This window comes from Methylomicrobium lacus (assembly GCF_041897535.1).
Taxonomy (GTDB): Bacteria; Pseudomonadota; Gammaproteobacteria; order Methylococcales; family Methylomonadaceae; genus Methylomicrobium; species Methylomicrobium lacus_A.
Window position 1 is genome coordinate 4,027,625 of the sequence record NZ_CP169217.1, and the last position, 25,747, is coordinate 4,053,371.

General features: G+C 56.6%; 31 protein-coding genes. 17 read left to right on the top strand and 14 right to left on the bottom strand.

The window, feature by feature from the left end; all coding sequences use genetic code 11:
- Nucleotides 1-3: 3 nt before the first annotated feature.
- The 6 genes from ACEPPP_RS18085 to ACEPPP_RS18110 form a co-directional block, all read right to left on the bottom strand.
- Nucleotides 4-654 (bottom strand): DUF599 domain-containing protein, encoded by a 651-nt coding sequence (locus ACEPPP_RS18085; RefSeq protein WP_374088756.1) that lies wholly within the window; start codon nt 652-654, stop codon nt 4-6.
- 90 nt (nt 655-744) lie between these two features.
- Complete coding sequence (locus ACEPPP_RS18090) at nt 745-1,947, bottom strand: exo-beta-N-acetylmuramidase NamZ domain-containing protein (protein WP_374088757.1); 1,203 nt, start codon at nt 1,945-1,947, stop codon at nt 745-747.
- 70 nt (nt 1,948-2,017) lie between these two features.
- Entirely contained in the window at nt 2,018-2,554 is a 537-nt protein-coding gene (locus ACEPPP_RS18095; protein ID WP_374088758.1) for a DOMON-like domain-containing protein, read from the bottom strand.
- Entirely contained in the window at nt 2,555-3,061 is a 507-nt protein-coding gene (locus tag ACEPPP_RS18100) for a TPM domain-containing protein (RefSeq protein ID WP_374088759.1), read from the bottom strand.
- Nucleotides 3,055-3,867 (bottom strand): YgcG family protein, encoded by an 813-nt coding sequence (locus tag ACEPPP_RS18105; RefSeq protein WP_374088760.1) that lies wholly within the window; start codon nt 3,865-3,867, stop codon nt 3,055-3,057. The genes ACEPPP_RS18100 and ACEPPP_RS18105 overlap by 7 nt, the downstream gene beginning before the upstream one ends.
- A gap of 90 nt (nt 3,868-3,957) precedes the next feature.
- Nucleotides 3,958-4,563, bottom strand: a complete 606-nt coding sequence (locus ACEPPP_RS18110) for a LemA family protein (RefSeq protein WP_374088761.1) — start codon at nt 4,561-4,563, stop codon at nt 3,958-3,960.
- A gap of 266 nt (nt 4,564-4,829) precedes the next feature.
- Between ACEPPP_RS18110 and ACEPPP_RS18115 the strand changes: the two genes are divergently transcribed.
- Nucleotides 4,830-5,660: a quinoprotein dehydrogenase-associated SoxYZ-like carrier gene (locus ACEPPP_RS18115; protein ID WP_374088762.1), complete on the top strand. Its 831-nt coding sequence runs from the start codon at nt 4,830-4,832 to the stop codon at nt 5,658-5,660.
- Between the two features lie 78 nt (nt 5,661-5,738).
- On the opposite strand, the gene ACEPPP_RS18120 is transcribed toward ACEPPP_RS18115, so the two are convergent.
- Both ACEPPP_RS18120 and ACEPPP_RS18125 read right to left on the bottom strand, forming a co-directional pair.
- A complete protein-coding gene (locus tag ACEPPP_RS18120) occupies nt 5,739-6,530 on the bottom strand; it encodes a hypothetical protein (protein WP_374088763.1) in 792 nt (263 codons plus the stop codon).
- A 331-nt stretch (nt 6,531-6,861) separates the two neighbouring features.
- The gene (locus ACEPPP_RS18125; protein WP_374088764.1) at nt 6,862-7,266 is read right to left on the bottom strand and encodes a hypothetical protein; all 405 of its coding nucleotides are present in this window, start codon (nt 7,264-7,266) and stop codon (nt 6,862-6,864) included.
- A gap of 168 nt (nt 7,267-7,434) precedes the next feature.
- Between ACEPPP_RS18125 and ACEPPP_RS18130 the strand changes: the two genes are divergently transcribed.
- The 9 genes from ACEPPP_RS18130 (at nt 7,435) to hutH (ending at nt 15,034) form a co-directional block, all read left to right on the top strand.
- Nucleotides 7,435-8,178 carry a beta-ketoacyl synthase chain length factor gene (locus tag ACEPPP_RS18130; RefSeq protein ID WP_374088765.1) on the top strand — a complete coding sequence of 248 codons (744 nt, stop codon included), beginning with the start codon at nt 7,435-7,437 and terminating at the stop codon, nt 8,176-8,178.
- Nucleotides 8,163-8,960: a lysophospholipid acyltransferase family protein gene (locus ACEPPP_RS18135; protein ID WP_374088766.1), complete on the top strand. Its 798-nt coding sequence runs from the start codon at nt 8,163-8,165 to the stop codon at nt 8,958-8,960. Before ACEPPP_RS18130 ends, ACEPPP_RS18135 begins: the two co-directional genes overlap by 16 nt.
- On the top strand, nt 8,941-9,198 hold the full coding sequence (locus tag ACEPPP_RS18140; protein WP_326498890.1) for a phosphopantetheine-binding protein: 258 nt from the start codon (nt 8,941-8,943) through the stop codon (nt 9,196-9,198). The genes ACEPPP_RS18135 and ACEPPP_RS18140 overlap by 20 nt, the downstream gene beginning before the upstream one ends.
- Nucleotides 9,199-9,205: 7 nt before the next feature.
- Nucleotides 9,206-9,454, top strand: coding sequence for an acyl carrier protein (locus ACEPPP_RS18145; protein ID WP_374090946.1), 249 nt, complete (start codon nt 9,206-9,208; stop codon nt 9,452-9,454).
- 36 nt (nt 9,455-9,490) lie between these two features.
- Nucleotides 9,491-10,042, top strand: a complete 552-nt coding sequence (locus tag ACEPPP_RS18150; protein ID WP_374088767.1) for a hypothetical protein — start codon at nt 9,491-9,493, stop codon at nt 10,040-10,042.
- Nucleotides 10,032-11,738, top strand: a complete 1,707-nt coding sequence (locus tag ACEPPP_RS18155) for an AMP-binding protein (protein ID WP_374088768.1) — start codon at nt 10,032-10,034, stop codon at nt 11,736-11,738. Before ACEPPP_RS18150 ends, ACEPPP_RS18155 begins: the two co-directional genes overlap by 11 nt.
- Nucleotides 11,735-12,469, top strand: a complete 735-nt coding sequence (locus ACEPPP_RS18160) for a glycosyltransferase family 2 protein (RefSeq protein ID WP_374088769.1) — start codon at nt 11,735-11,737, stop codon at nt 12,467-12,469. Before ACEPPP_RS18155 ends, ACEPPP_RS18160 begins: the two co-directional genes overlap by 4 nt.
- A complete protein-coding gene (locus tag ACEPPP_RS18165) occupies nt 12,466-13,392 on the top strand; it encodes a hypothetical protein (protein ID WP_374088770.1) in 927 nt (308 codons plus the stop codon). The genes ACEPPP_RS18160 and ACEPPP_RS18165 overlap by 4 nt, the downstream gene beginning before the upstream one ends.
- 94 nt (nt 13,393-13,486) lie before the next feature.
- On the top strand, nt 13,487-15,034 hold the full coding sequence (hutH, locus tag ACEPPP_RS18170; protein WP_374088771.1) for a histidine ammonia-lyase: 1,548 nt from the start codon (nt 13,487-13,489) through the stop codon (nt 15,032-15,034).
- A gap of 43 nt (nt 15,035-15,077) precedes the next feature.
- Here the strand turns inward: hutH and ACEPPP_RS18175 are convergent, their stop codons facing one another.
- Genes ACEPPP_RS18175 through fae form a run of 5 tightly spaced genes read right to left on the bottom strand, consistent with a single transcriptional unit; the run spans nt 15,078 to nt 19,063 of the window.
- Entirely contained in the window at nt 15,078-15,683 is a 606-nt protein-coding gene (locus tag ACEPPP_RS18175) for a membrane integrity-associated transporter subunit PqiC (protein WP_374088772.1), read from the bottom strand.
- Nucleotides 15,676-17,256 (bottom strand): intermembrane transport protein PqiB, encoded by a 1,581-nt coding sequence (locus tag ACEPPP_RS18180; protein WP_374088773.1) that lies wholly within the window; start codon nt 17,254-17,256, stop codon nt 15,676-15,678. Before ACEPPP_RS18180 ends, ACEPPP_RS18175 begins: the two co-directional genes overlap by 8 nt.
- Nucleotides 17,256-17,870, bottom strand: a complete 615-nt coding sequence (locus ACEPPP_RS18185; protein ID WP_374088774.1) for a paraquat-inducible protein A — start codon at nt 17,868-17,870, stop codon at nt 17,256-17,258. The genes ACEPPP_RS18180 and ACEPPP_RS18185 overlap by 1 nt, the downstream gene beginning before the upstream one ends.
- On the bottom strand, nt 17,867-18,496 hold the full coding sequence (locus tag ACEPPP_RS18190; protein ID WP_374088775.1) for a paraquat-inducible protein A: 630 nt from the start codon (nt 18,494-18,496) through the stop codon (nt 17,867-17,869). Before ACEPPP_RS18190 ends, ACEPPP_RS18185 begins: the two co-directional genes overlap by 4 nt.
- A gap of 15 nt (nt 18,497-18,511) precedes the next feature.
- Nucleotides 18,512-19,063: a formaldehyde-activating enzyme gene (fae, locus tag ACEPPP_RS18195; protein ID WP_374088776.1), complete on the bottom strand. Its 552-nt coding sequence runs from the start codon at nt 19,061-19,063 to the stop codon at nt 18,512-18,514.
- Nucleotides 19,064-19,502: 439 nt separating this feature from the next.
- Between fae and ACEPPP_RS18200 the strand changes: the two genes are divergently transcribed.
- The 7 genes from ACEPPP_RS18200 (at nt 19,503) to rsfS (ending at nt 25,068) form a co-directional block, all read left to right on the top strand.
- Nucleotides 19,503-20,021, top strand: a complete 519-nt coding sequence (locus ACEPPP_RS18200) for a chemotaxis protein CheW (RefSeq protein ID WP_374088777.1) — start codon at nt 19,503-19,505, stop codon at nt 20,019-20,021.
- A gap of 236 nt (nt 20,022-20,257) precedes the next feature.
- On the top strand, nt 20,258-20,608 hold the full coding sequence (locus tag ACEPPP_RS18205; protein ID WP_374088778.1) for a hypothetical protein: 351 nt from the start codon (nt 20,258-20,260) through the stop codon (nt 20,606-20,608).
- Nucleotides 20,592-21,317, top strand: a complete 726-nt coding sequence (locus ACEPPP_RS18210; protein ID WP_374088779.1) for an ATP/GTP-binding protein — start codon at nt 20,592-20,594, stop codon at nt 21,315-21,317. Before ACEPPP_RS18205 ends, ACEPPP_RS18210 begins: the two co-directional genes overlap by 17 nt.
- A gap of 760 nt (nt 21,318-22,077) precedes the next feature.
- Entirely contained in the window at nt 22,078-22,653 is a 576-nt protein-coding gene (locus ACEPPP_RS18215; protein WP_374088780.1) for a transposase, read from the top strand.
- Between the two features lie 171 nt (nt 22,654-22,824).
- Nucleotides 22,825-24,063 carry a glutamate-5-semialdehyde dehydrogenase gene (locus ACEPPP_RS18220; RefSeq protein ID WP_374090947.1) on the top strand — a complete coding sequence of 413 codons (1,239 nt, stop codon included), beginning with the start codon at nt 22,825-22,827 and terminating at the stop codon, nt 24,061-24,063.
- Nucleotides 24,064-24,687 (top strand): nicotinate-nucleotide adenylyltransferase, encoded by a 624-nt coding sequence (nadD, locus tag ACEPPP_RS18225; protein WP_374088781.1) that lies wholly within the window; start codon nt 24,064-24,066, stop codon nt 24,685-24,687.
- Between the two features lie 30 nt (nt 24,688-24,717).
- On the top strand, nt 24,718-25,068 hold the full coding sequence (gene rsfS, locus ACEPPP_RS18230; protein WP_374088782.1) for a ribosome silencing factor: 351 nt from the start codon (nt 24,718-24,720) through the stop codon (nt 25,066-25,068).
- Between the two features lie 49 nt (nt 25,069-25,117).
- Here rsfS and ACEPPP_RS18235 read toward each other — a convergent pair whose 3' ends face one another.
- Nucleotides 25,118-25,708 carry an exosortase system-associated protein, TIGR04073 family gene (locus ACEPPP_RS18235; protein WP_374088783.1) on the bottom strand — a complete coding sequence of 197 codons (591 nt, stop codon included), beginning with the start codon at nt 25,706-25,708 and terminating at the stop codon, nt 25,118-25,120.
- Nucleotides 25,709-25,747: the final 39 nt, after the last annotated feature.

The following is a 25,747-nucleotide window of genomic DNA, read 5'->3' on the forward strand; positions in this document are numbered from 1 at the left end:
GGATCAGGGCGCTCGGTCCAGTTTGTATAACGCCGCGATCAGAATCAGCGTCGCCAATACCAGGGCATAGGGCCCGAAAAACCAGAGAATCAGCGGCAGACTGAGAAAAAAGCTGCGGGTGCCGTAGGTATAATAAGCGCCGGCCCGGTTCAGATAGGCGCAGGCTTGCGCATACGACACGCCGGCTTCGGGTGAACCGGCCAACAGATTGATCATGTAGCCGGCATGATTGAAAAAACGTATCGCCATCGTGAAACAGTAGAAGGCGATAAAAAAATCGAGCACCAATAAACCGAGTTTGATCAGCCATAATTCACCGGTCATGCTTTCGACTGCCGATCCGGGGTGCCAGGCATAGGCCCATTTTTCGATCTTGTCGCTTAAATTCAACGAGCCGATGATCAGCAGCACCGACGTCGAGGCCATGAAGTTGGCGGCCATCACCGAATTGCGCAAGGTCTGCACGGCCAGAATATCCATCTTGCCGCTCTTGGCCACCATCTCGACCCAGGCTTCGCGCACCTTCCGGTTGAAACGGTGTACGCTGAAGTCGGGATCGCGGCGGGTGCGCCAGCTTAAAAACAGATAGTAGAGCAGTATCAGCGCACTGCTGGCGGCGAAAGCAAGCAGGTCGATCGGCAGCGAAAATTGCATGGGCGGCAGGTTTTTCCGTTAAGACCCGGCCAGTATACGCCGAAGGGCGGCTATTTGCGAAGCGAAGGCGCCGGTCGGCAGCGTTCTCAATCAATAGAGCAGAACCGGCGAGCGGCTGTCCAGCCAGTCCTCTTCATCCCGGTGCGCCAGCCTTTCCAGATCACCCGCTTCGGCCTCCGCGTCATCGACCCATTCGCGCAGTATTGGCGAGCCGTTGATCACGTCGATCGCCAGACGATCGAGTTCGTATTCGTAAGGAAAGTCGCGCCACAAAGGATAATCCGGATGCAGGCGGCGCAGCGCCTTGAACGCCAGCGCCTGCAGGCGCCAGGGGCGGAAAAGCGCAGGGTCGTACGAACTGTCCTCGACGTGGATGTGCACGCCGGCGCACAACTTTCCGGCATGTTTGTGAAAAGTCGGTTCGAACCAGCATTCGCGCAGACGGCAGCCTCTGAGCCATGCCGGCGCGAGCGCCTGCATCGTGGTGACCAATTTGCGGGCATCGAGATCGGGCGCGCCGAACAATTCGAGTGGGCGGGTGGTGCCGCGGCCTTCGGACAGCGTGGTGCCTTCGAGCATCACGGTGCCGGCATAACAGCGGGTCATCCAGAGATTCGGCGCATTCGGGCTCGGATTGATCCAGGTGCGTTCGCCGAGCGGCCAGCCGAAACCGGGGGCGGCGTGCGGGTTCCAGCCTTCCATCGTGATCACCCGGCAATCGACATCGAGCATGAACGTCGCGATAAACCAGAACGCCATTTCGCCGATCGTCAGGCCGTGGCGCATCGGCATCGGCCCCGCGCCGACGAAACTTTCCCAGTCGGAGCGCAGGGTTAGGCCTTCGACCGGCCGGCCGGAAGGGTTCGGGCGGTCGAGAATCCAGACCGATTTCTGGTGCTCTGCGGCCGCTTCGAGCACATAGCGCAGGGTGGTGATGAAGGTGTAAATCCGGCAGCCCAGATCCTGCAAATCGACCAGCAAGACATCGAAGGTGTCCATCATCGCCGCGGTCGGGCGGCGCACCTCGCCGTACAGGCTGAACACCGGAATGCCGTGCAGAGGATCGATGAAATCGGGCGATTCGATCATGTTGTCCTGTTTGTCGCCGCGCAGGCCGTGTTGCGGCCCGAAGGCGGCGCTGAGCTGCACATCGGGGAGCCGGGCGAGCGCATCCAGGCTGTGCGTCAAGTCCTGGGTGACCGAGGCCGGGTGCGCGAGCAGGGCGATGCGCTTGCCGGCCAAGGGCGCGCGCAGACTGTTGTCTTCAAGTAAGCGGTCTATGCCAAATTTCATGGGTGAGTGAATGCGAAGAGGGCGTTGTCGAAAAAAATTGCCTGGCGCAAGGGCGCGCAGCTTATCAGGTTTACAGCCGGCACACAAAACCCGCGCGATCGTGAAAATCGGGGCGATCGCCCGGATGCCGCAGCGCCCAATAGGAAAGGTCCCCCGTCGTCGATTCGACGACCGCGCTGAGTCCTAATTGCAGGGAGTCTACGCCGCCGTCAAACGGCAACTCGGGGGCCGCGATTTTAGCGGTGAGCATTAATTCGTTTCGAGTCTGCGTTAACGCTAAGACGGGGGGGCGGCAGAGCGTCCACGGCCTGCGTTGCCGGTAAGCACCGAAAGCATAGGCGGCCCATTGGCCTGAAGGTGAAAAGTTGAATTCATAATAGGCCGGGGTGCCGGTCTTGGCGACAAAGAGTTCAAAACAGGTATGCTGCCACAGTCCGTCGGTCTCGGCGGCCGGCTTCGGTGCGGGGATCAGAATCCTGCTTAAGTCGCCGGTCAAGCGATAATGCAGCAGGATAGCGTTTCCGGCGCAGCGTTCGAGCTCAACCTGCAAGGAATCGATGGCAGGACTAGGGGTATCGGGATGGCAGAGCAGGTTAAGATTCGGCATTTATTCCTTGATAACGACGGGCCGGTTCGGCAGTTCATTGGGGTTCAGCGAAGCGGCGGGAAAATGTTCAGTCAACAAGCTCGTGATGGATGCGATGCCGGCCAGCACGCCGTCCCGGAAATCGCCGCGCCGAAAGGCTTGCTGCATCGCCGACGCAATCGCGTCCCATTCGGTTTGCGCAACGCGCCGGGCGATGCCGCGATCCGCGACGATATGGACTTCCCGGTCGGCCAGCATCAGATAAATCAGGACGCCGCTGTTCTCTTCGGTGTCCCAGATGCGCAAATCGGAAAAAATTTGCCGCGCCCGGTCTGCGGCTGTACGTCCACGCCACACCTGCATGGGCGGCAGCGAATTTTCGACCGCAAAACGCAGTTCGCCGCGGTGCCGGATTTCGGATTGGCCGATCGCCTGTTCGATGGCTTTCAGCGTTGCCGAAGGAAAGGCGGCGCGCCAGCGCCAGGGCGGCATGAATGCGTGTTTGAACCAGCGTTTGATGTTTACCATGAGTCTGACGCGCCTCCGCCGCCGAAACCGCCACCGCCACCGCCCCAGGAACCTCCGCCGCCGCTGCTGCGATAACCGCCGCCGCTGGACCAGCCGCTATACCGGCTGCCGCCGATGATCAGGAAGAACACCACGACGCCCAAAAAAATGGCAAAACCCCAAGCGAAGAACAGCGCCGACACGGCCGTACAGCCGAGTCCTGCGATCAATCCTGCCAGGGGGCGTCCCAGCATCAGGGACAGGATGAAGCCTGCGATCAGGCCGGCGCCGAGGATCAACAAGAAAGCCGATTCCGATGGCGCATTATCGGCGCTTGCCTGCGGCGCAGGCAGAGCCTCGCCCCGGATCAGCGCCATGATCTCAGTCACGCCGGCGTCGATGCCGGCGGCGTATGCGCCTTGCTTGAAGTAAGGCTTGATGGTGTCGGCAATGATGCGTTTGGCTACGGCGTCGGGAAGCACGCCTTCGAGTCCGTAGCCGACTTCGAGCCGCAGTCGGCGGTCGTTCTTGGCGACGATCAAAATCACGCCGTCATCGACATTTTTTCGGCCGATTTTCCAGGCATCCGCGACCCGGATGCCGTAAGCCGCGATGTCTTCGGGCTGCGTGGTGTCGATGATCAGCACCGCGATCTGGCTGCCTTTTTCTTTTTCGAAGGCGGCGAGCCTGTTTTCGAGCGCGTTCGCCTGCTCGGCGGACAGCGTGCCGGTCAGATCGGTTACGCGCCTCGACAAATCGGGCAGGGCAAGCTGCGCCAAAGCTGTACCGAGGAACAGCAGCAGAATCAATCCGAAAACGGACCTCAACCGCGGCCGCATCGCTGGCATTGGCTTATCGCTCCGGCAATGCGTGCGGCAGCTTGGCGTAAACGGTTTGACGCCATGCATCCGTATCGTCTACCGTCCGGGTGCCGGGACAGGCGCGCCGAAATCGACTTTTGGCGGTTCGGTGACGGCCTGCTCGTTTTCGACCGTGAAGCTGGGCTTGGTTTTATAGCCGAACAGCATCGCGGTGAGGTTGGTCGGCAGCGAGCGTACGATCACGTTGTAGTTTTTCACGGCGGCTATGTAACGGTTGCGCGCAACCGCGATGCGATTTTCGGTTCCCTCCAATTGCGCCTGTAAGTCGCGAAACATGCCGTCGGCCTTGAGCTGCGGATAATTCTCGGCCACCACCAGGAGGTGGGATAGGGCGCTGGTCATCTGGCCCTGGGCCGCGATGAATTTTTTGAAAGCTTCCTCATCGTTGACCAGTTCGGGCGTGGCCTGGATCGCGCCGACGCGAGCCCGCGCCGCGGTGACTTCGGTCAGGACATCCTTTTCGTGAGCCGCGTAGCCCTTGACCACATTGACCAGATTGGGCACCAGATCGGCGCGGCGCTTGTATTGGTTCAGCACTTCCGCCCAGCCGGCCTTGACGTCTTCATCGCTGATCTGGAGGTCGTTATAGCCGCAACCGGACAGGATGCCGGTCAGGAGCAGTACGATTATCCATTGATACATTTGAACCTCGCGGTCTAGGGTTTTGACGATGGGTTTGGTGGGGCTATTTAAGCCGGGTTTCATTATAGGGCGCCCGCGACAGCGGTTACAATAGTTTGGGTGCAAACATCGATCTGGTCATGTCACTCGGAGCCGTTTCGACACCGCGAGATAATGACGGGGGAGGGCGTAAACCGTATGAACGGGACCGATCTATTGTTTGGGGTTGTCCTTGCCATGCGTTAGGCTCATAATGAAAAATTATTCCATCATCGGGTTAAACAAAAATGAATGTGACTAAATTTCTGTCGCTTGTACTGGTTTTGTCCATGCCGCCATGGGCGGCCTTTGCCGAAGGCGATGAAAACGAATGGAACGCGACGCTGAAAAATCAATATTTTGCCGGCAAAACGATTAAGGAAGGCAATGACGTGATCGAGCTCGAAGCGCCTTACCGGGCCGAGGATCCGGCGCTGGTGCCGTTGAAAATCGTCAGCAAAATCCCGCAGACGCAGGACGCTTACATCAAAAAAATCCTGGTGCTGGTCGATAAAAATCCGTTTCCGTTTGTCGGCGAGTTTGTCTTGACGCCCGACAGCGGCAAGGCCGATCTGGCGATGCGGATACGGGTCAATACCTACAGCTATATTCGCGCGATCGCCGAACTCAACGACGGCAGCCTGGTGATGACGAAGAAATTCGTGAAAGCCAGCGGCGGCTGCTCCGCGCCGATCGGCGCCGATCTCGACGCCTCGCTGAAGCGGCTCGGCAAGATGAAATTCAGGCTCGATGAAGGCGTCAAGACGGCCGAACCGAATCTGGTGCAATTGATGATCAGCCATCCGAACATCACCGGGATGCAGATGGATCAGATGACGCGCTTCGTCAAGAAGTCGCATTTCATCGAACAGTTGAAAGTCACCTTCAACGGCAAGCCGGTGTTGACCGCGAAGACAGATATCGCGATCAGCTCCGATCCGAATTTCCGGTTCTATTTCGTGCCGTCATCGGCGGGGGTCTTGAAGGCGGAAATCAGCGATACCTCTTGCGAGAGTCCGATCGCTCGGGATGCCTGTACGAAGGGTGCGACGTATAGCGAAACTTACGCGCTCAAGTAAGCTGTAGGTCGGATAATGTAAGGCAATCGCCGGTCAGGCGGTTTAAGCCGCCTGACCGGGCCTGCGGTAAGAATGAAGTTATCGCCGGTATTTGGGCGGGACCGACGCGAAGTTGAATGCACTTAATTCTTCGTGATCGCAATAGACGTTCATCATCGGCGTGGCCAGGCCGAAGAGCGTTTTTGCCACGTGCATGCCGAGATTCAGACGGTACACCTCGGATTCGTTAAAGACGGTGATGATCATGCCGGGCGAGAAGCGTTTGCTGATCTCCTTCAACAACGTGGCCAGGATCAGGTTATACTGCGGATGCGGCCCGTCCTTCAGGACGAGCGACTCCCGATAGGGTCCCCGAATCACATAAGCGATCTGCTCCGCTTCCGCTTCAGTCGAACGGGAAGCGGCAGCGCCCACACTCCGGAGCAGCCCGGTATCGTCTGCCTCGATCCGATCAAACAAGTGCGGCACCTTTTTATAAATGGCGCGCAGCTCCGTCGACGCCTGCTGGCGAAGGGAACTCTCATAGATCACGCAAAGGTCTTGATCCTTCAGCCGATGACGGCGGAGGATTTCGGCGTATCGATACGGCAGCGTGTAATTTTGTTTGAATGCGTCACGTTCCGCTTGGCCGATCGCCATGTCATTGACCCATAGCGCCAGACGGCAGTTTTTGGACAGCCTATGCGCGCGGCGCACCAAATCCGCCCCGGTTTCGAACGACAGGGTTTCCACGTCTCCGGGATACGCGGCTTCGCTGCCAGCGGTCGCCGCGTCGTAATGGCCGGATACGACCAAAGACGACTTGACGCAGTCAAAAATATTCAGCATTTCGAGAAAGCCGTTCTGGGTAAGGGTGGCTGTACGATGCATATCTGATGTCCCCATAATATTTAAGTGCGAAGCTCGATCAAGCCGATCCCGATGTTGCTGCGAAGATCGAAGCAGCAGGATGGAACGATTACGCCTAGCTACAGCGTAAAGCAGCGGGGTGATGGTTTCAGTGAAATTATTCACGTGATTTTTGTGAAATATTTCACTTTTTTGGGGTGCTAACGAAGATTCTGGGTTGTTAGTCGTTGGCAGTCTGGCATGGGGCGGGTGGAAACCATGGCCGCTTCTTCCCTTACCGCAAAGATCACGGCAAGTCAGGAATCATCGGGCGCGCAATAGGAGTATAGCCTACTGCGCCCGGTGACGGCGGTTATTTCACAAAACATTGCCTCTCGGCATACGCTTCGGCTTCCTTCAGTACCTTGCGCAGATCTTTCGCCTGCTTCGGATCGCGGAAAACGCCGCCGGCATCGCCGGGCGTGCTGCGCAAATAGCCGAAGGTTTTGGCGGCTTCAAAATCGGCGAAAGACATTTTTTCGGCGATCTTGTCGATCTTGCAGCCGCAGGCGTATTGGGTGATATAGCTCAGGCCGCCGTGTTGGGCGACGCAGTTCAGTACATATTCGACGCGGTCGCGGGTCGGGAAGTCGTTGACTCGCGGCGCCGGCGCGGCGGTTTCTACGGCTTTCGTTTCGGGCGCGGTGGAGGCGCAGCCGTTCAATAACGCCAGCAAGACGATGCCGGCAAAAGAAGTTGCGGTTTGTGTGATGTTCATCGATCGGTTTCTCTGTTACCCAAAAGTTGCGATGGTCTAGTTTACCATTTACGCAGATGAATTTGCCAAAATGCGCGCGGCGCGCGTTTATGGTATAAACGCGCCTTTGATTGAAATTTTTCGCCGTGTTTCTTGTGCTCGACCTCCGCGTAGTTTTTCCGACGAACCATGTCCTCTGTCTATAAGGTTGCCGATTTTGTATTGAACGACTGGGGCATCTGCGCGCCGGGTTTGCACGGCAGGGACGGCTGGGGCGGCTTTCGGCTCGGCGCGCGGGAAAACGCCCACGCAGTGCCCAGCATACCCGATTTCATCCCGAAGCTGCAGCAGCGCCGTTTGAGCCCATTGGCCAGATTGGTTTTCAATGCGATCGATCAATGCCTGAAGCCCGGAGAAACCTTGCCGACGGTCTTCAGCTCCGCGCATGGCGAAGTCGGAAAAGCGCTCGAAATGCTGCAAATGATTCAGGCCGGCGAGGAACTGTCGCCGACTGCGTTCAGTTTGTCGGTGCACAATGCGATCGCGGGATTGTATTCGATTGCCTACCACAATCAACAGGAAATCACCGTGATGGCGCCTGGACTCGATGGCCTCGCGCCGGCTTTCCTAGAAGCGCTCGGCCTGTTGCAGGAAGGCGCGGGGCAGGTGCTCGTGGTCCTGTACGATGAGCCGATCGCCGAATTTTATCCTCTCGCTCCGTTCAAATTGAATGCCGAATTCCCCTGTGCCCTGGCATTGCGTCTATCCTTGTCTGGCGAGGGTATGGCGCTGCGTTTGCGCCGCGCGCCGGAATGCCTGGATGACCGCGAGCAGCCAGTGCAATTGCTGCCGTTTATCGATTTTTTGCTCGGCGACAGCGCGGAGTCCGGTTTGATTTTTGAGGGGCGCGGTTGGCGATGGGAAATAATTTAATCTACAAGCTGACCTATCTTTGGCGTCTTTTCGGCACCGCGGTCAGCTTCACGGCCTTCGGCGTCGGCGGGTTTCTGCTCTGGGTGCTGGTATTTCCGCTCCTGTCGGTCTTGCCCGGCAGCCGCCGGGAGCGGATCAAACGCGGCCAGCATGTGGTGCATTACAGCTTTTATGCGTTCATCGGCCTGATGCACCGGATCGGCATCATGACTTATGAGATCGTCGGGCTCGAAAAATTGAACCGGCCCGGCCAATTGATCCTCGCGAATCATCCGACGCTGGTCGATATCGTGTTTCTGATCAGCCGGGTCAGGGAAGCCAGCTGCATCGTGAAGGCGTCGCTGTGGCGCAATCCGGCCATGCGCGGGCCGATTTTGAATGCGGGCTACATCAGCAACGGCGATCCGGAACAGATGATCGAAGAATGCGTGGACTGGCTGCGCGCGGGCGGTTCGATGATCATTTTTCCGGAAGGCACCCGTTCGGTGCCCGGCAAGCCTTACCGCTTTCAACGCGGGGCCGCCGCGATCGCGTTGCAGGCCGGAAAAATCGTGACGCCGGTTACGCTGTCCTGCTATCCGAGCACTTTGACCAAGGCCGAGCCGTGGTACAGCATTCCTTACCGGCGGCGATTCCACCTGGCGATGCATGTCGGCGATGACATCGATCTGGAACCGTTTCAGCAACTCGAACCCAAATCGATCGCGGTGCGCCGCCTGAACCGGTTTTTACAGGATTATTTCACCGAACAGAGAGAAATCTATCAGAACCATGGAAAATGAATTGAAGCAATTGATCATCGAGACGCTGGACCTGGAGGATATCGGCGTCGATGACATCGACAGCGATGCGGCGCTGTTCAACGAAGGGCTCGGGCTCGATTCGATCGACGCGCTCGAACTGGGACTTGCGATCCGAAAAAAATATAATGTCAAAATCAATGCCGAAAAAGAAGACGTGGCGCTTATCTTCGCCTCGATTTCCGCCTTGGCCCACTATATCGAATCCGCGCGCAGTTGAGAAAATGATGGAAAATCGTGAACAAATTTTGGCGGCCATTCAGGAATTGATGGCCGAGATGTTTGAATTGGACAAGGACGACATTACGCTGGAGGCGCGGCTGTATCAAGACCTCGATTTCGACAGCATCGATGCGGTCGATATGATCGTCAGGCTGAAGGAAATGACCGGCAAGGCGGTCAAGCCGGAGGATTTCAAAACGGCGCGCACGATCGGCGATGTGGTCGAGGCGGTTTATAAGATGGTCAATGCATAGGGGAAAGCTCCAAGGCGAGAGGTGAAACAAGATTGCATGCGTCCATTGATCAACATCGTGATAGGTCTTTTGACTATCGCCTATCCCTTCGCGGTCTATTTCGGCATCCAGTATTTCGAACCGTGGAAAATCGCGGCGGTATTGATCGGCTTGTTGGTGATCAGACAGGCTTTCGGCGGCTTCAAGGCACTGGGCGGCCGGCTGATAGTGATCGCCGGTATGATCTTTTGCGCGCTCGCGATCTGGCGCAACGATCCGATTACCTTGCGATTTTATCCGGTCATGATGAATGGCGCGTTGCTGACGCTGTTTGCCTGGAGTCTGTTCCATCCGCCGACCGTGATCGAACGTCTGGCCCGCCTGCGTCATCCGGACCTGCCGCCTTCGGGCGTCGCTTATACGCGGCGTGTGACCCAGGTCTGGTGCGGCTTTTTCCTACTGAACGGCGGCATCGCGTTGGCGACCGCATTATGGAGCAGTTTCGAAATCTGGAGTTTATACAACGGCCTGATAGCTTATCTGCTGATGGGCACTTTGTTTGGCGGCGAATACCTGGTGCGGATCAGAACGCAAAAGCATGCGAAATAATTTGATTTTGCTGTCAAAGTGCGGCATCGAAGTGATGCAGGACCCGGTGCCGATCGCACGCCATCAAGGGATGCTGTATCGGCGTGATCAATTCGCTAAGGCGGTCGGCACTTGGGCGCAGACATTGCGTAGAGAACCCGATCGGCGTTATGCGTTATATACGCAGGATGCCTATCCGTTTGCGGTACTGTTGTTCGCGCTGCTGCATGCAGGCAAGGAAGTCTGGATTTCCGGCAACAATCTGCCCGAAACCGCGCGGCAACTGCGTCTTGAACGGTGTCGGCTGCTGGGCGACTGGCCGGATGATCCTTTCGATGCGGATTTACTGATGACAGAAGGCTCGGATAGCCGTCTTACGGCTCTCGATATGCATGTTCCCTGCATCGTCCTGTTTACCTCGGGCTCCTCGGGGCCGCCGAAAGCGGTGCCGAAAACCCTGCGCCAGTTGCAGGCCGAAATTGATACGCTGGAAAGTCTTTGGGGAGGATTGCTGGAAGATGCGTGCATTGCGGGCACGGTCAGTCATCAGCATATCTATGGCCTGTTGTTCAGGGTGTTATGGCCGCTGTCGGCGAGGCGCTGTTTCCATAGCCCAATGTTTTTGAGCCCCGAAGCGCTCTTGGCTGACGGCGATGCCGCCAAGACTTGCTGGATCGCGAGTCCCGGCCATCTGAAGCGACTCGACGAGCAATCGCCCTGGCAGGGTATCGCCGGCCTTGCGGCGATTTTCAGTTCCGGCGGCCCCTTGCCTGCGGATGCGGCCCGGCAAATCTTCACTGCCAGCGGCCGCACGGTGATCGAAGTTTACGGCAGCACCGAAACCGGCGGCATTGCCTGGCGGCAGGCGTCCGGGCAGATCGACGCGCCGTGGCAGCCGTTTGCGGATATCCGGATCCAATGGTTAGCCGACAGGCCCCATCTCTATTCGCCTTATTTGACCGCTCAGGACGGCTTGCCGTTGGATGATCGTCTGATCCGATTGGACGACGGCCGCTTTCTGCTGCACGGAAGACAGGACCGTATCGTCAAGATCGAAGAGAAAAGGCTGTCGCTGACCGCCCTGGAGCAGCGTCTTCAGGATACGCACTGGATTGCCGAAGCCTACGCGTTGGTGCTGGCCCGTCACCGGGACGTGGTCGCGATCGCGGCGGTCTTGAACGATAGCGGCGCGGCACAGCTTCAGGAGCAGGGTAGAAACGCGCTGATCAAACAACTGCGTAGCGTCCTTGCCGACAGTTTCGACGCGGTGACGCTGCCCAGAAAATGGCTGTTCGTGAACTCAATCCCGCTGACCACGCAAGGTAAAGTGAACCAAGAACTTTTGACCTTGCTGATGAATACCGATACCCAGAGCCTCCCGAGAGTGCTGGCCGCCGAAACGAATCCTGATCGCGCGCGCCTCCAAATCAAAGTGCCGAAGGGGCTCGGTTATTTTCCGGATCATTTTCCGGAATTTCCGTTATTGCCGGGAGTCGTGCAGATCGGCTGGGCGGAGCATTTCGGCAAGATTTTTTTTCCGGTCACGACGCCTTTTTCGCACATGGAAGTGATCAAATTCGGCAAGATGATCCGTCCGGATGACGAACTCGAATTGAGCCTGGAATGGCGCGAAGCTTCCGGCAAATTGGTTTTTCAATATCGCAAGGGAGCCGAGTCCTACAGTTCCGGGCGCCTGGTCTATGGAGCCGAGTCTTGAAAACCTGCATCATCATCCCCGTTTACAACCACGAACAGGCGCTGCCGCATGTAGTCGCGGCGATCAAGCCTTTCGGCTTGCAGGTCTTTTTGATCGACGACGGCAGTTCCGCTACCTGCCGCGAGGCGCTCGAAGAGTGCGCCCGCCGGGAAGGCGATTGGCTGACGTTGATCGTCCGCGCCGAAAACGGCGGCAAGGGCGCGGCGGTACTCGACGGCTTCCGGGCGGCGATTTCGCAAGGCTTTACCCATGCCGTGCAGATCGATGCGGACGGTCAGCATCGAATCGATGACATACCGCGCTTTTTGGAGGCGAGTCGGCAGCATCCGGAGGCGTTGATCGCGGGTTTTCCGGTCTTCGGCAAGGAGGCGCCGCTTAGCCGCCAGTACGGACGCCAGTTCACCAATCTCTGGGTCTGGATCAATACCCTGTCATTCGCGATTGGCGATGCGATGTGCGGCTTCAGGCTGTATCCGCTGGCGGCGGTCGAGCGGGTCTGCGCAAACGCCCGGATCAGCCGGCGCATGGATTTCGATATCGACATCATCGTCAGGCTGTACTGGCAGGGCGTGCGGGTGATCAATCTGCCGACCCGGGTCAGTTACCCGCTGGACGGCGTCTCGCATTTTCGGCTGTGGCAGGACAATCTGATGATCTCGAAAATCCACGCACGGCTGTTTTTCGGCATGCTGGCGCGCCTGCCCGGCCTGGTTATGAGACATTGGCAATGAAAAAACCGCACTGGGCGGAGATGGGCGAGTATAGCCTGGTCTGGGGTATGCGTCTGCTGCTCGGGATTTATCGCCTTGGCGGGCGCCCGGTCGTACAGTTTTTTTTGTATCCGGTGGTCGCTTATTACTGGCTGGTGAACCGGCGGGGCAGAGCCGCGAGCCGCGATTATCTGCGCCGTGTCTCAGGGTATCCAGCAGATTTGCAACTGAGCGGCGGTAGGCTCGACAGCTTTCGACATTTCATGACCTTCGCGGAAGCGATACTCGACAAACTGGCGGCCTGGGCAGGCATGATTGCGCTTGGCGATGTCGGCTACCGGGGCCGCGAGCCGGTGCTGGAGCGCCTCAGACAGGGGCAGGGCGTGTTGCTGCTGGGGTCGCATCTGGGCAATCTGGAGGTCTGTCGGGTGATCGCGAGTCTAAATAATAACATCAGGGTCAATGTGCTCGTGCATACCCGGCATGCCGAAAAATTCAGCGCACTGTTGAGCCGCTATAACAGCGCCAGCCAGCTGAATCTGATCCAGGTCACCGAAATCAGCGCGGCGACCTCGATGCGGCTGGCGGACAAGATCGATCAGGGCGAAATCGTGATCGTCGCGGCGGACCGGACCCCGGTGAGCAATCAAGACCGTGTCGCGGAAGCCGATTTTTTAGGCGCCAAGGCGTTGTTTCCGGAAGGGCCGTTCATTTTGGCGGCGTTGTTGAAATGTCCGGTTTTTACGGTATTTTGCCTGAAGCGACGCGGCAAGTATGTCATTTATTTCGACCCTTTCAGCGACGGCCTCAAATTGCCGAGAAAGCAGCGCGAGCAGGCATTGCAGGAAACAATCCAGCGCTACGCGAACCGTTTGCAGGGCTATTGTCTGCAGGAGCCGTTGCAATGGTTTAATTTTTATCCGTTTTGGCACAAGGAATCATGAAGTTGTTACACCGAATAGAGGCCGATCCGCTTGTTGCTCATGCGGGTTGGGATCACAAGATAAAAGCCGCGGCAATGGTCTTGGTGTCGCCGCGATGAACGAAGGCTTAATCAGCAAAACCGTCATTTTTGACGGCCAGCCGCTCAGTATCGAAGACATCGGCCGGATTGCGCACAGGCAGGCACGGGTCGAACTGAGCCGCACACCTGCCTTTGTAGAGCGCATCGACAAGGGCGCGCGCTTCATCGAGACGCTATTGCACGAAAACGGTTTCGTCTATGGCGTAACGACCGGCTTCGGCGATTCCTGCACCATTCCGATTCCGCTCGAATGGGTCAACGAACTCTCAAGACATCTCTACACCTTCCACGGCTGCGGCCTCGGCGAACATTTCAGCTCCGAGGAAACCCGCGCGATCCTGGCCGCGCGCCTGAACAGCCTCGCGCAAGGCTATTCGGGCGTGCGCTACCTGCTGTTGCAGCGCCTGGCCGATTTGCTCGAACACGACATATTGCCGTTGATTCCGAAGGAAGGCTCGGTCGGCGCGAGCGGCGATTTGACGCCGCTGTCGTATGTCGCGGCGGTCTTGGCCGGCGAGCGCGAGGTGTTGTATCAGGGCGAACGCCACGCTGCCGGCGAGGTCTTTGCAAAGCTCGGCATCGAGCCTTTGACACTGAAACCGAAGGAAGGCCTCGCGATCATGAACGGCACCGCCGCGATGACCGGTGTGGCCTGTCTGGCTTATCGGCGGGCCGAATACCTTTCGCGCCTGGCGACCCGGATCACCAGCCTCGCCTCGATCGCATTGAACGGCAATGCCTACCATTACGACGAAAAATTGTTTACGGTCAAACCGCATCCCGGCCAAAATCGTGCGGCCGGCCGCATCCGCGCCGATCTGCAGTTGACCGGAGCCGCGCCGCGCCATGACACCCGCCTGCAGGACCGCTACTCGTTACGCTGCGCCCCGCACGTGATCGGCGTGCTCGAAGACGCGCTACCGTGGCTGCGTCAGTTCATCGAAAACGAACTGAACAGCGCGAACGACAATCCGATCATCGACGCGGAAGGCGAACATGTGCTGCACGGCGGCCATTTCTACGGCGGCCATATCGCCTTCGCGATGGACAGCATGAAAGCCGCGGTCGCCAATCTGGCCGACCTGCTCGACCGGCAAATGGCGCAGCTGATGGATCCGAAATTCAATCAGGGCTTGCCTGCAAACCTGTCCGGCGCGACAGGCCCCGCCGCCGGCCTCAACCACGGCTTCAAGGCCGTGCAGATCGCGGTATCGGCCTGGACCGCCGAGGCGCTGAAGCTGACCATGCCGGCCAGCGTCTTCTCGCGCTCGACCGAGTGCCACAATCAGGACAAGGTCAGCATGGGCACGATCGCGGCCCGGGACTGCATCCGCATCATCGAGCTGACCGAACAGGTCGCCGCCGCTATGCTCTTGGCGGCGGTGCAGGGCATGGAGCTTAGGGGCGGCTTGGAGGCATTGAGTTCTGCTGTCGTCCGCACGCTGCAGCAGGTGCGAGAACGGAGTCCGTTTTTGAGCGAAGATAGAAGCCTCGAGAAGGAATTGCGCTGGATGGCGGCGTCGATACGAGATCAGGGCTTGCTTTTATACGGCACCGAGTAAGACGGGAGCGACTCATCCCGTTCCGCATCGGTTGCGCATCACGCTAAGGGCTTAGAGAAGCCAGGCTGCCGGCTAACTGCCTGCTGAATTCCTCTAGGGTCTCGCTCAATGCCTTGACCGTATCGGCATGGCCACTACCGGCCTGATGGCGGTCGATCCTGGCTTGGCCGTGCTTGAGCAGGCGATGGCTTTTATCGTCCATGATCGACCAGTTTACCCGTAGTTCGGCGGTTTGCGCGGCGTTCGAGTCGAAGCGCACGATGTCGATGATCACATGAAAATCCATGTCGCCGTAGGCGCTCCAAGGATAGGCCTTGATGATGTCGTTCGGCAGCAGAACGGACAGGTTTTGCGCCAGAGTTTCGGTGATCGACTCCTTTAACGGCGCGGCCCATTGGTGGAATTCGCTGGAGGCGACGCTGTTGTCGCCGGTGCGGGTGACGAGTTGCTTGCGTTCGAGCAGCGCCGGCACGGTGATCGGGCCGATGCCGATCAGCCGTTTCGGGGTTTCGGCTGGAGAGGATCGCGCCGGGAGGCTTAAGGGGCTCAGTACATAGAAATGCGTTTCCGGCGTCGACGCGCAGGCGCTCAGCAGGCAAACAGCAAGAAGATTTAAACGGTATGACAAGCGGTATACTATTTTATTCATCGTCTTTGCCTCTAAGTAACGCTTCGGGGTGCTGTTCCAGATAATCGGTCAGTTGCTTGACCGAATTGGCCGATTGATTCAATTCCAGCAGCAGTTTGTCGATCTCATGGCGTGTGGTCGAGCCGGGTTCGAGCGAGCGTAACAGCTGGTCGGCTGATTGCAGCGATTTATCGGCGCTGCCCATCGTTTGCCTGGCATCGGTCAGCATGCCGTTGGCCGCTTTCGACGTGTCTTGCAGCGATTTCAGGGTGTGCGTCATTTCGGTGGTCAATTGCTCGAGCGGCAGCTTCGCGATCTTGTCCATGATCGTCTGCGCCGAATGCGTGAACTGGTCGAGCGAACTCGGGATGGTCGGGAATTCGGGGTAAGGGCTGTTGTTGGCATGCAAGGTAACCTTGCTGTTCGGATGAAAATCGAGATCGACCAGGAGCTGTCCGGTCAACAGGCTGCCGGTTTGCAGTTGCGCGCGCAAGCCCTTGCTGATCAGACGTGACATCATGTCCTTGTTGCTGACATTCGGCTGCTTGTTGATTTCCTTGATCCGGTCCGGCTCCAGATCGACCGTGACCGGAATCCGGATGTCCGCGGTTTTGGCATCCAGTTCCAGGCTGATGCCGGTCACCGCGCCGATCGGTATGCCGCGCAACTGCACCGGCGCGCCTTCGGTCAGTCCGCGCACCGAACCGTTGAAATACATCACATATTTGAGCGTGTTGTGGTATTCGATCTGGGTCGATTGCTCGTAGGTGTCATACAGATGAAACATCGCATAGTCCGGTTTCACATCCTTGATCGTATCGTCAGGAGGCGTGCGAAAGGCGATACCGCCGCTCAGCATCGAGACCAGGGGCCCGGTTCTGACCTTGAAGCCGTCCGCGCCGGCCGATAAATCGATGCCGCTGTCTTTCCAGAAACGGGTGTTTTTGCGCACGAATTGGTCGTAAGGGGCCTTGATGAAGATGACCAGACGGATCGAGTCGGCGTTGACCGAGAGTTCCTGACTCAACACTTCGCCGACCGGAATGCCGTGAAAATTGATCTGCGTGCGGGGGCCGAGCGCGCCGAGGTTTGCCGTTTCGAGAACGAATTGTCTGCCTTTGGCCTCGGTCTTCAGGACCGGTGCCGCGGGCAGGCCGGTGAAATGATGCTGATGCGGGCCGTCGCCGGGTTTGACTTCGATATAGGCGCCGGAAATCAGCGTATTCAGTCCCGAGATGCCGGCCAGACCCACTTGCGGGCGCACGACCCAGAAGCTGGTGTTTTGGTTCAGGTAATTTTCGGCAGTGCGGTGCATCTGCGCCGTGACCTGGATCGTTTTCGCATCCTGGTTGATGTTGATGTCGGTGACCTTGCCGATTTCGACATCCAGATAACGAATCTTGGTCTTGTCGATTTCGAGCCCTTCGGCGGTTGGAAAGTCGATCGTGATCACAGGGCCTTTTTCGGAAGCCGATTTATAGATCAGCCAGCCGCTGACGATGAAAGCGCAAATCGGCAGCAGCCAGACCAGCGGCAACTCGGGCTTCTTATTCAGCGCGGTGTCTTGGGTTTCGTAGGCAAATTCGTCGTTCATCAAATTTTTTGATTATCCCAGATCAGGCGGGGGTCGAAGTTCTTGGCCGCAAACAGCGTGATCACGACGACGGAGGCAAAGGCGGTCGCGGCGGGACCGGCGAGGACCTGAGCGACGCCGCCGAGATCGACCAATGAAATCAGGATCGAGATCATGAAAATGTCCAGCATCGACCAGCGGCCGACGAAAGCGATGATCCGGTACATCAAGGTCCAGCGGCGCGCGTTGACCTGCCAGCGGTAAAACACGCAAAGCCAGAGCAGGGTCAGTCCGATCAGTTTCAACAGCGGCACCAGAATGCTGGCGATGAAGACCAGGATCGCGATCGGCAGCATATCGCCTTCGATCAGGGTCAGTATGCCGCCGAGGATCGTATGGGTTTCGCCGACGCCGAATTGGGTCACGGTCATGATCGGATAAATATTGGCCGGAACATACAGCGCGTAGCCGCAGAGCAAAAACGCCAACGTGCGTTGCAGGCTGTTCGGGATACGCGCATGCAGTGGGCTGCCGCAGACAGGGCAGGGTCTTGATGCGGCCCCGCGCTGCGCGAGCGCGCCGCACTCGTCGCAACGGATCAAGCCTTGCCGTAGCGCACTGGGCAGCGACTTCATGCCGGTTCTCGGCGCAAGGCGTCGATGCGCTGCCAAAACAGCGCGGAGTCGAGGCTGCCGGCCAAGGCGACCCCGACCAGCAGCAGGCCGACAAACGCATACAGACCCATGCCGAAACGCAGGTCGGCCATCGACGACAATTTGACGCAGGCGACGATGATGCCGAGCGTATAGACTTCGAGCATCGCCCATTCCTCGAGATGCTGCAGCCAGCGCATCCAGTGCGTCAGATAACGATTCGGGCGATTCAAATAAAGATGCGCGCTGATCGCGAGAGTCAGCAGGATATTCATGAGCGGGAACAGTATGCTGGACAGAAACACCAGCGTTGCGACCGCCCACATGTTTTCGGCGTAAAGCGCCATCACGCCGGAAAACAGGATGCCGTCCTTCGTGTTGCCGAGGAATTTGATGCCAAGCAGCGGTAGGCAATTGGCCGGGATGAACAACAGCAGGCCGGTGATCGAGAGGGCCAGGCTGCGTTCGATGCTGTTCTTTTGCGCGCGCTGCAACAGAAAGCCGCAACGCGGGCAATGCGCCTTGTCGCCGGCATCGAGCGCTGCCGGTTTCAGCAGCGCATCGCATTCCGGGCAGGCTTCCAGTTGCAGTCTAGGCTGGGCGCGCATCGGCGATAACCGATGTTACCACTGCGACTCGCCGGTTTCCGGATCGTACATTTCATGGAAAACCGTATGCCGGTTCGCTTTCAATTCCTCGATCGTCGGTGAATTGCTCATCGCGCGCGAAATGGCCAGCTTCATCGCCTCATAATTGGTCCGGTACAGATCTTTCCGGTCCAGATCGGGATTGGTCGCGCATTCCGGCGCGATCCAGACCATCGCGATGATGCACAGATCGTTGACCTGATCGGCCGGCAGCACGCCGTCGATCACGCTGTCCAGCACCGCATCGGCAATCGCCGATTGCACCGGGCCGCCGAGCAGATTCACATACGCCGATGATTTAATAGTCACTTTCGGCACCATCAAGGTGGCCGGACGCACCTGCTGGTTGCAGGCGCGAATCGCGAACATCCGGGTGTGGCCTTCGGTTTGCCCCATCAAATTGGCAAATGCATGGCCGGCAGGCCCCTGTACATGGCCGATCAAAATTTCGGGCATCGCGTCGGTGCCTTGACCTTCGCTGGAAAATACGGTGGCTTCGCCGGTTCTGAACCAAATTTTATCTGACATAACAAATCCGCTAAGTTGGGCTGAGAAACGCCCATTCTATGACGGATGGAAGAGGGCGGCAATACGGGGCGAGAAAGCCGTACAGGCAAATAAAGTGCTTTTCGCGCGTCTGGGGCGGTGACTCAAGCATGCCACAGCATTTTGAAACGTACTTGTTTGTGGATTTTTCAACGGGGGTGATTGAAATTTATTGTGAACAATATCTAAAAATCAAGCTATTTTAATGGATGTGGAATTATAAAAAACACTAGACTTAGGCGTGACTTAAAAAGTGGGATGTAGGTGTTGACTCTGTTCATTGTCGATTCAAGGCGACAAAGGATAGCCGTTATTCTGCTTGGGCACGGCGCGCGAAATTGGGTTGTCAGGGCGCATTGAGTCCGTTCAAACCGAAGTGACTTATTGAGGCATGGCTATGCTGCCATCCGGAGCGTTTTTTATGAATAAAAAATTCCCATCCGTTGACGAGCACAAAGTCGAAAAATCAGCAATTCAGCACTTTATGGACAATTGGCTAATGCCCTTGGCAAACGAAGAATTGGCTTTCGGAATTCGCATCGGGCGCATCGGGTTTATCGTGCCTTCTTCACATTATTGCGAACTGATCGATCAGGTTTACATAAAGCGCTTGCCCAATGTCGCTCCGTGGATAAGCGGTCTGCTGAATTTGGGCGGAAATGATGTCCCGGTTTTCGATTTGCACGAGGTGATAAGCGAAGAACTGCCTGATCCAGACATTAGATGGCTTTGTCTGATTGGCGAAGGGGCAAACGCGGCAGCTTTATGGATTGACGGGGTCATGGAAGCCAAAGGCAGCGAATTATTTCAACCGGTTAAAGATCTCGCAGTGCTACCAGTGATTCAATTTGCCGATGACCCCGGCAATCGTACGCAACGCGGTCAGGTTTGGTTCAAAATGAACTTTGAAGATTTATTCGAGACGTTAGGTGACCATTGATGTTAATGGCAGTACGCCGTAGGTAGATTTAAGAGAATGGCTAAAAAACGCATAATGATAGCTAGAAGTTTTTTGGATTTAAGCTAAAATAAATTTTGCATGTATTTTTTTAAGAGTGGATTTTGTGTCTTAGATATTAATTGACAGGGATGTCAATCTCGTTAGGCTTGGCTCTATCGCAATGATGTGCATGAAAAAGCAGCATAATTTTTTAGTGGTCTATTAAAGGTGATGCTATGGCAATGCGGAAAGTCTTATTTTGTTACGCATCTACAAAGGAAGTGTCGTACCAAAAAAATACATTGGAAAGCGCAAATTATATTTTGGTTTATGCGGAGAGTCGCAAAGAGATTATTAATAAAGCTAAATCAGAAAAGCCTGATCTTATTTATATGGACATCATGACATTGGAGGAAAGGTTTTATCAAATAGTGGTTGCCTTACAAAGCGACAATGAAACAAAAAATATACCTGTTATTTTTTTTAGCGACAAACATCAAATAGCTAACCGTATTTGGGCTCAGTTACAGGATGCTAGAAGTCTGAGAGTTAAATTTAACGAGGATATTTATGGATATGAAAAATAGCGCATTAATCGCAGAAGTGGCCGTTAACTCGGAGACTGTCAACACGTTGTTGAACAGGATAGGGAATGATTCTATCCGTTTGTCGGCAAGACAAGGTAGCCTCACAGCGATGGCCGAACCAGTAGCTCGGCCTAATATGGGAATGAAGCAAGGGCATCCCGAAAAAAGCGAACTTAAAATCGTAGTCGCGGGCAATGTAGGATCAGGAAAATCCACCTCAATCAGAGCAATCAGTGAAATACCTGTCATCTCCACCGAGACAAAGGCGACTGAAACGGATGCCTTGCACCGTAAAGAAACAACGACTACCGCCATAGATTATGGCGTGGCCTATATTGAAAATACCAAACTCCATATTTACGGTGCGCCAGGGCAAAGGCGTTTTGACTTTATGTCGGATATTTTGTGCAAAGGCGCCAGTGGCATGGTTGTGATGATTGACAATGGGTGTCTGGATCCGTTGACTGAAATTGACTATTACCTCAATCAACATGGTAATTTTTTGCAAAGCTCATCAGGCGTCATCGCGATTACCCATTTTGATGACAATAACACGCAAACCAGTTTACTGGATTATCATACCTATATTCTAAAAAATGGATTCACTTGCCCGGTCATGTTGCTTGATGCCAGAAATAAACATGAAGTTGAAAAAGTAATGCTCAGATTGCTTCTACAAATCCGCGGCGCTAAGAGCGGTAAAATATAAGGCGTATGAGTACAACAATTTGTCAGTATTATTTTTAATTGCCTTATAAGACCGAATCAGTCTTTCTAGCCCTACGGAACCTACGAATTAGCTAAACCTGCAAACCGGCAACAGCGGAAATGCATTGTGGTATGACAATACATCTATCAGGATCTTATCGTTATCTATCTTCGTATCAAGCCGCGGGTAAGTCATTATTGCCATGTTTTTAAATTTGGATCTCATTACCTATCAATTTCGTGTAGATTGCCAGTCTAAATTAACTTGCTGGAGGGAGAACGAATGGGAACAGTAAAACTCATGGCAGAAGCCGTCGATGAGGGGCTGAGCTAGGCATTGCCGAATCTGCGCAAGACGGTGTGCAAGAAATTAGCACTGGCGGTAGGAGCCATGATCGAAGGACAAACGCCGAATACGGCGGAGTTGGCTAATTTGTTGCCGTTACGCAGCGAGCGCCAAGACATGCGCGAACAATGGTTGCGGCGTTTGCTCAAGAACCCGTTACTGTGCTGCGCGTCGGTGCTGGCGCCCTGGGCGCAAGCCGAGTTGCAGCGTGCGGCCGGGCACGGGCAAACCGTGCTGCTTAGCCTGGATCAGACGGACCTTGGTCATCGCATGGCGGTGTTGATGGTCAGCGTATGGGTAGGCGACCGCTTTGCCGCTGGCGTGGGTTGCCGAAGCGGGGCGGCCAACATCGGTTTCGAAGGGCAGCGCCGGGGCTTGGAGCAGGTGCGGACCTGGTTACCGGAGGGGGGGCAAAGTGCTATTGTCGGCGGATCGCTTTTATCCTTCGGTGGAATTGTTCGCTTGGCTGAAGCGCCAAGGTTGGGATTACCGGTTGCGCCTGAAAGGCTATCTGGAGGTGGATACCGGCATGAGCAACGAGGCCACCACAGGCGAACTGGCGCGCGGCGTAAAAGAGCGCTATCTGTCCGACGTGCGTCTGTTCGCCGCCGGGGTATCGACGAACTTGGGCATTCTCCACGAAGAGGGCCATCCGGAGCCGTGGATCATCGCCATGAACAGCGTACCGACACGGGCGGCGGTACTCGATTATGGCACGCGTTGGGGTATCGAGCCGATGTTTTCGGATTTCAAGGGGCGCGGTTGCCAGCTGGAAGACTCGCCGCTTGAACAACCTGAGCGCTTGGAGCGATTGGTTTTGATCATGGCGCTGGCGATGTACTGGTGTGTCGGCGTAGGTCGGGACGAGGCTACGCAGCAACCGACGCCGCTTGAAAAAAAGTCCAAACGCAGGCCGCCCCCGATCCCTGGAGCTTCAAAAAGCTCCAACGCAGCTTGGTGTCCTGGTTCAAGCGCGGACTACGCCGTTTGATGCGTTGTTTACAGAATGATCTACCCTTACCGGCGTTTTATGGAGTTAGGCGAAATTGATAGGTGGTGAGGATTCCGATTTTACCGGTTGTTGCTTGCCTGACAGAACCGATATAATCGCAGGTTTATTCAGTCATTCAGTTAGGTATCGGTTGTGGATATCAAAGAGTACATGCAGGGCCTTGGCATCAAGGCCAGACAAGCCGGAACAGAAATCAGCCGCGCCGACACCGGCAGGAAAAATCTGGCGTTGTTGAAAATCGCCGAAGCGCTAGACAGCCGCCGCGACATGTTGGTCGCGGAAAACGCCAAGGACCTCGACGCCGGCCGGGCGAATGGCCTGGATGCGGCGTCGCTGGACCGCCTCACCTTGTCGCCGAAGGCGATTCAAACGATGATCGACGGCTTGCAGCAGGTGGCGGCATTGCCCGACCCGGTCGGCGAAATCAGCGGCCTGAACTACCGTCCGAGCGGCATCCAGGTCGGCCAGATGCGCGTGCCGCTCGGCGTGATCGGCATCATTTACGAGTCGCGCCCGAACGTCACCGTCGATGCGGCGGCCTTGTGCCTGAAAGCGGGCAATGCCTGCATCCTGCGCGGCGGCTCCGAATCGATCCATTCGAACCGGGCGATCGCGGCCTGTATCGCCGACGGATTGGCGGCGGCCGGCTTGCCGGGCGCCGCGGTGCAGGTGGTCGAGACGACGGACCGCGAAGCAGTCGGCGAGTTGATCACGATGGACCGCTATGTCGATGTGATCGTGCCGCGCGGCGGCAAAAGCCTGATCGAACGCATCTCGAAGCAGGCGACCATCCCGGTGATCAAACATCTGGACGGCATTTGCCATGTCTATATCGACGATTCGGCCGACATCGACAAGGCGGTCAGGATCGCGGTCAACGCCAAGACCCACCGTTACGGCGTCTGCAATGCGATGGAAACGCTATTGGTCGCCGAATCAATTGCCGGGCAGGTCCTGCCGGTGCTGGCCGAAGAGTACCGGCAAAAAGGCGTCGAACTGCGCGGTTGTCCGAAAACCTGTTCGCTGCTTCCGTCCGCGAATCGCGCGACCGAGGAGGACTGGGGCACCGAATATCTGGCGCCGATTTTGTCGATCAAGATCGTTGCCGGCCTCGACGAGGCGATCAGCCATATCAATCGCTACGGCTCCCAACATACCGATGCGATCGTGACCGAGAATTACACGCTGGCGCGGCGCTTCTTGCGCGAGGTCGATTCGAGCTCGGTGATGGTGAATGCCTCGACGCGTTTCGCGGACGGTTTCGAATACGGACTCGGCGCCGAAATCGGCATCAGCACCGACAAGCTGCATGCGCGAGGACCTGTCGGACTGACGGGCCTGACGACGCTGAAATTCATCGTGCTCGGCGATGGCCATATCCGCCAATAAATGATCGGAATTTTCGGCGGCACCTTCGATCCGGTGCATTACGGCCATTTGCGCGCCGTGATCGAGGTCGGGGAAATCTTCAATCTGGACGAAGTTCGTCTGATTCCGAATAAGACCCCGCCGCATCGGTTGGAGCCGTCCGTCACGTCTAAGATGCGGCTCGAAATGCTGCGTCTTGCGACCGAAAAATTGCCGAATCTGGTGATCGACACGCGCGAACTGGACAGGGAAGGGCCGTCTTACATGGTCGATACGCTGCGTTCACTGCGCGGCGATTTTGCAGAGCAGCCTTTGTTGCTCTTCATCGGCGTCGACGCCTTTAACGGATTGACAAGCTGGCATCGCTGGCCCGAGTTGTTCGATCTTGCACATATCGTCGTCTTGACCCGGCCCGGCTATCTGATTCGGCTGGAAAACGAATTTTTTCGCGGCCGCCAGGTCTTAGAAAGCGCCGAACTGGCCCGGCACCAAGCAGGCAAGCTGATGTTTCAGCGCATCACCGAACTGGATATTTCGGCCAGCGCGATCCGGAAAATCATCGCCGAACGACGCGATCCCCGTTTTTTATTGCCCGATGTCGTAATAGACTATATTCATAGTCACCATCTTTATCAAAATGTCTGATCTTTTCGATCGGCTTACACAGGAAAACGAATGCAAGCAGAAGAAGTACTCAAAATCGTCCAGGACGTGCTGGATGATAAGAAAGGCAAATTTATCACCACGCTTGATGTGCGCGGCAAGACCAGCTTTACCGACTACATGGTGCTGGTCACCGGTACCTCGGACCGCCACCTGAAGGCTTTGTGCGATTATGTGGCCGAGAAGCTGGAGGAATCCGGCGTGAAGCCGTTGGGGATCGAAGGGGATTTAGGTTCGGACTGGGTCTTGCTGGACTTGGGCGATGTGATCGTGCATGCGATGACCGCACAGTCGCGCGAGTTCTACCAGCTCGAGAAGCTCTGGTCGGTGGATCAGTCCAAGGAAGCCGAAAGGGCGGTTTAGCGGCTGCTTCCCTAACTGCGGCGATGCAGTTAGGGAGGGATACTGCGCTTTATTTCATCATCTCTTTCTTGAAGATCGCATCGATCTTGCGGTTGGTGTCGGTCGGATACTGTACCGGCGGAGGCACAGGGGCGGGGGCTGGTGCGACGACAGGCGCGGCGGCTTGCGGGGCAGGCGGAGGCGCGACCTCGGGCTGTCTGGGTTCCTCCTGCAGCCGCATCACCTCGCCGTAGACGGTATCGACATCAAAATCGTCCCAAATATACAGGGGGTAAATGATCGGTTTGGTTGCGAGCGGCAGGGTGAGCAATTCGGCGATGCCGACGCCCATGCGTCCTGCGGTGTGCACCATGCCTTTCGCCAAGCCGCCGATAAAGCCGTAGATGATATTGCTTTGGTTGGTGGTGTTGATGACGTTCTTCGGCATTTCGAGCCATCCCGTTGCAATATTCGCGAAACTGTTCAGCGCTTTCTCTCCGACGCGGTCGCCATAGCCCTGCGGTCTTGCCGGTATCTTCGGCGCGGGGGCGTCAATCTCCCACTCCTGTGACATCGGCTGTACCGCCTGTGTTAGCGGCGCATAGGCGGCTGTCATGCCGACGAGCGACAAGGCTGCAAAAAAACGGGAAAAAGTCATCATGTCTGGTCCTGTTGCTAGGTATTGAAAATACCTAGCTAG

What these genes read in the sequence shown, in the direction of transcription:
- ACEPPP_RS18085 (WP_374088756.1), bottom strand. Translation starts at nt 654, where the DNA reads ATGCAATTTTCGCTGCCGATCGACCTGCTTGCTTTCGCCGCCAGCAGT.
- ACEPPP_RS18090 (WP_374088757.1), bottom strand. Translation starts at nt 1,947, where the DNA reads ATGAAATTTGGCATAGACCGCTTACTTGAAGACAACAGTCTGCGCGCG.
- ACEPPP_RS18095 (WP_374088758.1), bottom strand. Translation starts at nt 2,554, where the DNA reads ATGCCGAATCTTAACCTGCTCTGCCATCCCGATACCCCTAGTCCTGCC.
- ACEPPP_RS18100 (WP_374088759.1), bottom strand. Translation starts at nt 3,061, where the DNA reads ATGGTAAACATCAAACGCTGGTTCAAACACGCATTCATGCCGCCCTGG.
- ACEPPP_RS18110 (WP_374088761.1), bottom strand. Translation starts at nt 4,563, where the DNA reads ATGTATCAATGGATAATCGTACTGCTCCTGACCGGCATCCTGTCCGGT.
- ACEPPP_RS18115 (WP_374088762.1), top strand. Translation starts at nt 4,830, where the DNA reads ATGAATGTGACTAAATTTCTGTCGCTTGTACTGGTTTTGTCCATGCCG.
- ACEPPP_RS18120 (WP_374088763.1), bottom strand. Translation starts at nt 6,530, where the DNA reads ATGCATCGTACAGCCACCCTTACCCAGAACGGCTTTCTCGAAATGCTG.
- ACEPPP_RS18125 (WP_374088764.1), bottom strand. Translation starts at nt 7,266, where the DNA reads ATGAACATCACACAAACCGCAACTTCTTTTGCCGGCATCGTCTTGCTG.
- ACEPPP_RS18130 (WP_374088765.1), top strand. Translation starts at nt 7,435, where the DNA reads ATGTCCTCTGTCTATAAGGTTGCCGATTTTGTATTGAACGACTGGGGC.
- ACEPPP_RS18135 (WP_374088766.1), top strand. Translation starts at nt 8,163, where the DNA reads ATGGGAAATAATTTAATCTACAAGCTGACCTATCTTTGGCGTCTTTTC.
- ACEPPP_RS18145 (WP_374090946.1), top strand. Translation starts at nt 9,206, where the DNA reads ATGGAAAATCGTGAACAAATTTTGGCGGCCATTCAGGAATTGATGGCC.
- ACEPPP_RS18150 (WP_374088767.1), top strand. Translation starts at nt 9,491, where the DNA reads ATGCGTCCATTGATCAACATCGTGATAGGTCTTTTGACTATCGCCTAT.
- ACEPPP_RS18155 (WP_374088768.1), top strand. Translation starts at nt 10,032, where the DNA reads ATGCGAAATAATTTGATTTTGCTGTCAAAGTGCGGCATCGAAGTGATG.
- ACEPPP_RS18165 (WP_374088770.1), top strand. Translation starts at nt 12,466, where the DNA reads ATGAAAAAACCGCACTGGGCGGAGATGGGCGAGTATAGCCTGGTCTGG.
- hutH (WP_374088771.1), top strand. Translation starts at nt 13,487, where the DNA reads ATGAACGAAGGCTTAATCAGCAAAACCGTCATTTTTGACGGCCAGCCG.
- ACEPPP_RS18175 (WP_374088772.1), bottom strand. Translation starts at nt 15,683, where the DNA reads ATGAATAAAATAGTATACCGCTTGTCATACCGTTTAAATCTTCTTGCT.
- ACEPPP_RS18180 (WP_374088773.1), bottom strand. Translation starts at nt 17,256, where the DNA reads ATGAACGACGAATTTGCCTACGAAACCCAAGACACCGCGCTGAATAAG.
- ACEPPP_RS18185 (WP_374088774.1), bottom strand. Translation starts at nt 17,870, where the DNA reads ATGAAGTCGCTGCCCAGTGCGCTACGGCAAGGCTTGATCCGTTGCGAC.
- ACEPPP_RS18190 (WP_374088775.1), bottom strand. Translation starts at nt 18,496, where the DNA reads ATGCGCGCCCAGCCTAGACTGCAACTGGAAGCCTGCCCGGAATGCGAT.
- fae (WP_374088776.1), bottom strand. Translation starts at nt 19,063, where the DNA reads ATGTCAGATAAAATTTGGTTCAGAACCGGCGAAGCCACCGTATTTTCC.
- ACEPPP_RS18200 (WP_374088777.1), top strand. Translation starts at nt 19,503, where the DNA reads ATGAATAAAAAATTCCCATCCGTTGACGAGCACAAAGTCGAAAAATCA.
- ACEPPP_RS18205 (WP_374088778.1), top strand. Translation starts at nt 20,258, where the DNA reads ATGGCAATGCGGAAAGTCTTATTTTGTTACGCATCTACAAAGGAAGTG.
- ACEPPP_RS18210 (WP_374088779.1), top strand. Translation starts at nt 20,592, where the DNA reads ATGGATATGAAAAATAGCGCATTAATCGCAGAAGTGGCCGTTAACTCG.
- ACEPPP_RS18220 (WP_374090947.1), top strand. Translation starts at nt 22,825, where the DNA reads ATGCAGGGCCTTGGCATCAAGGCCAGACAAGCCGGAACAGAAATCAGC.
- nadD (WP_374088781.1), top strand. Translation starts at nt 24,064, where the DNA reads ATGATCGGAATTTTCGGCGGCACCTTCGATCCGGTGCATTACGGCCAT.
- rsfS (WP_374088782.1), top strand. Translation starts at nt 24,718, where the DNA reads ATGCAAGCAGAAGAAGTACTCAAAATCGTCCAGGACGTGCTGGATGAT.
- ACEPPP_RS18235 (WP_374088783.1), bottom strand. Translation starts at nt 25,708, where the DNA reads ATGATGACTTTTTCCCGTTTTTTTGCAGCCTTGTCGCTCGTCGGCATG.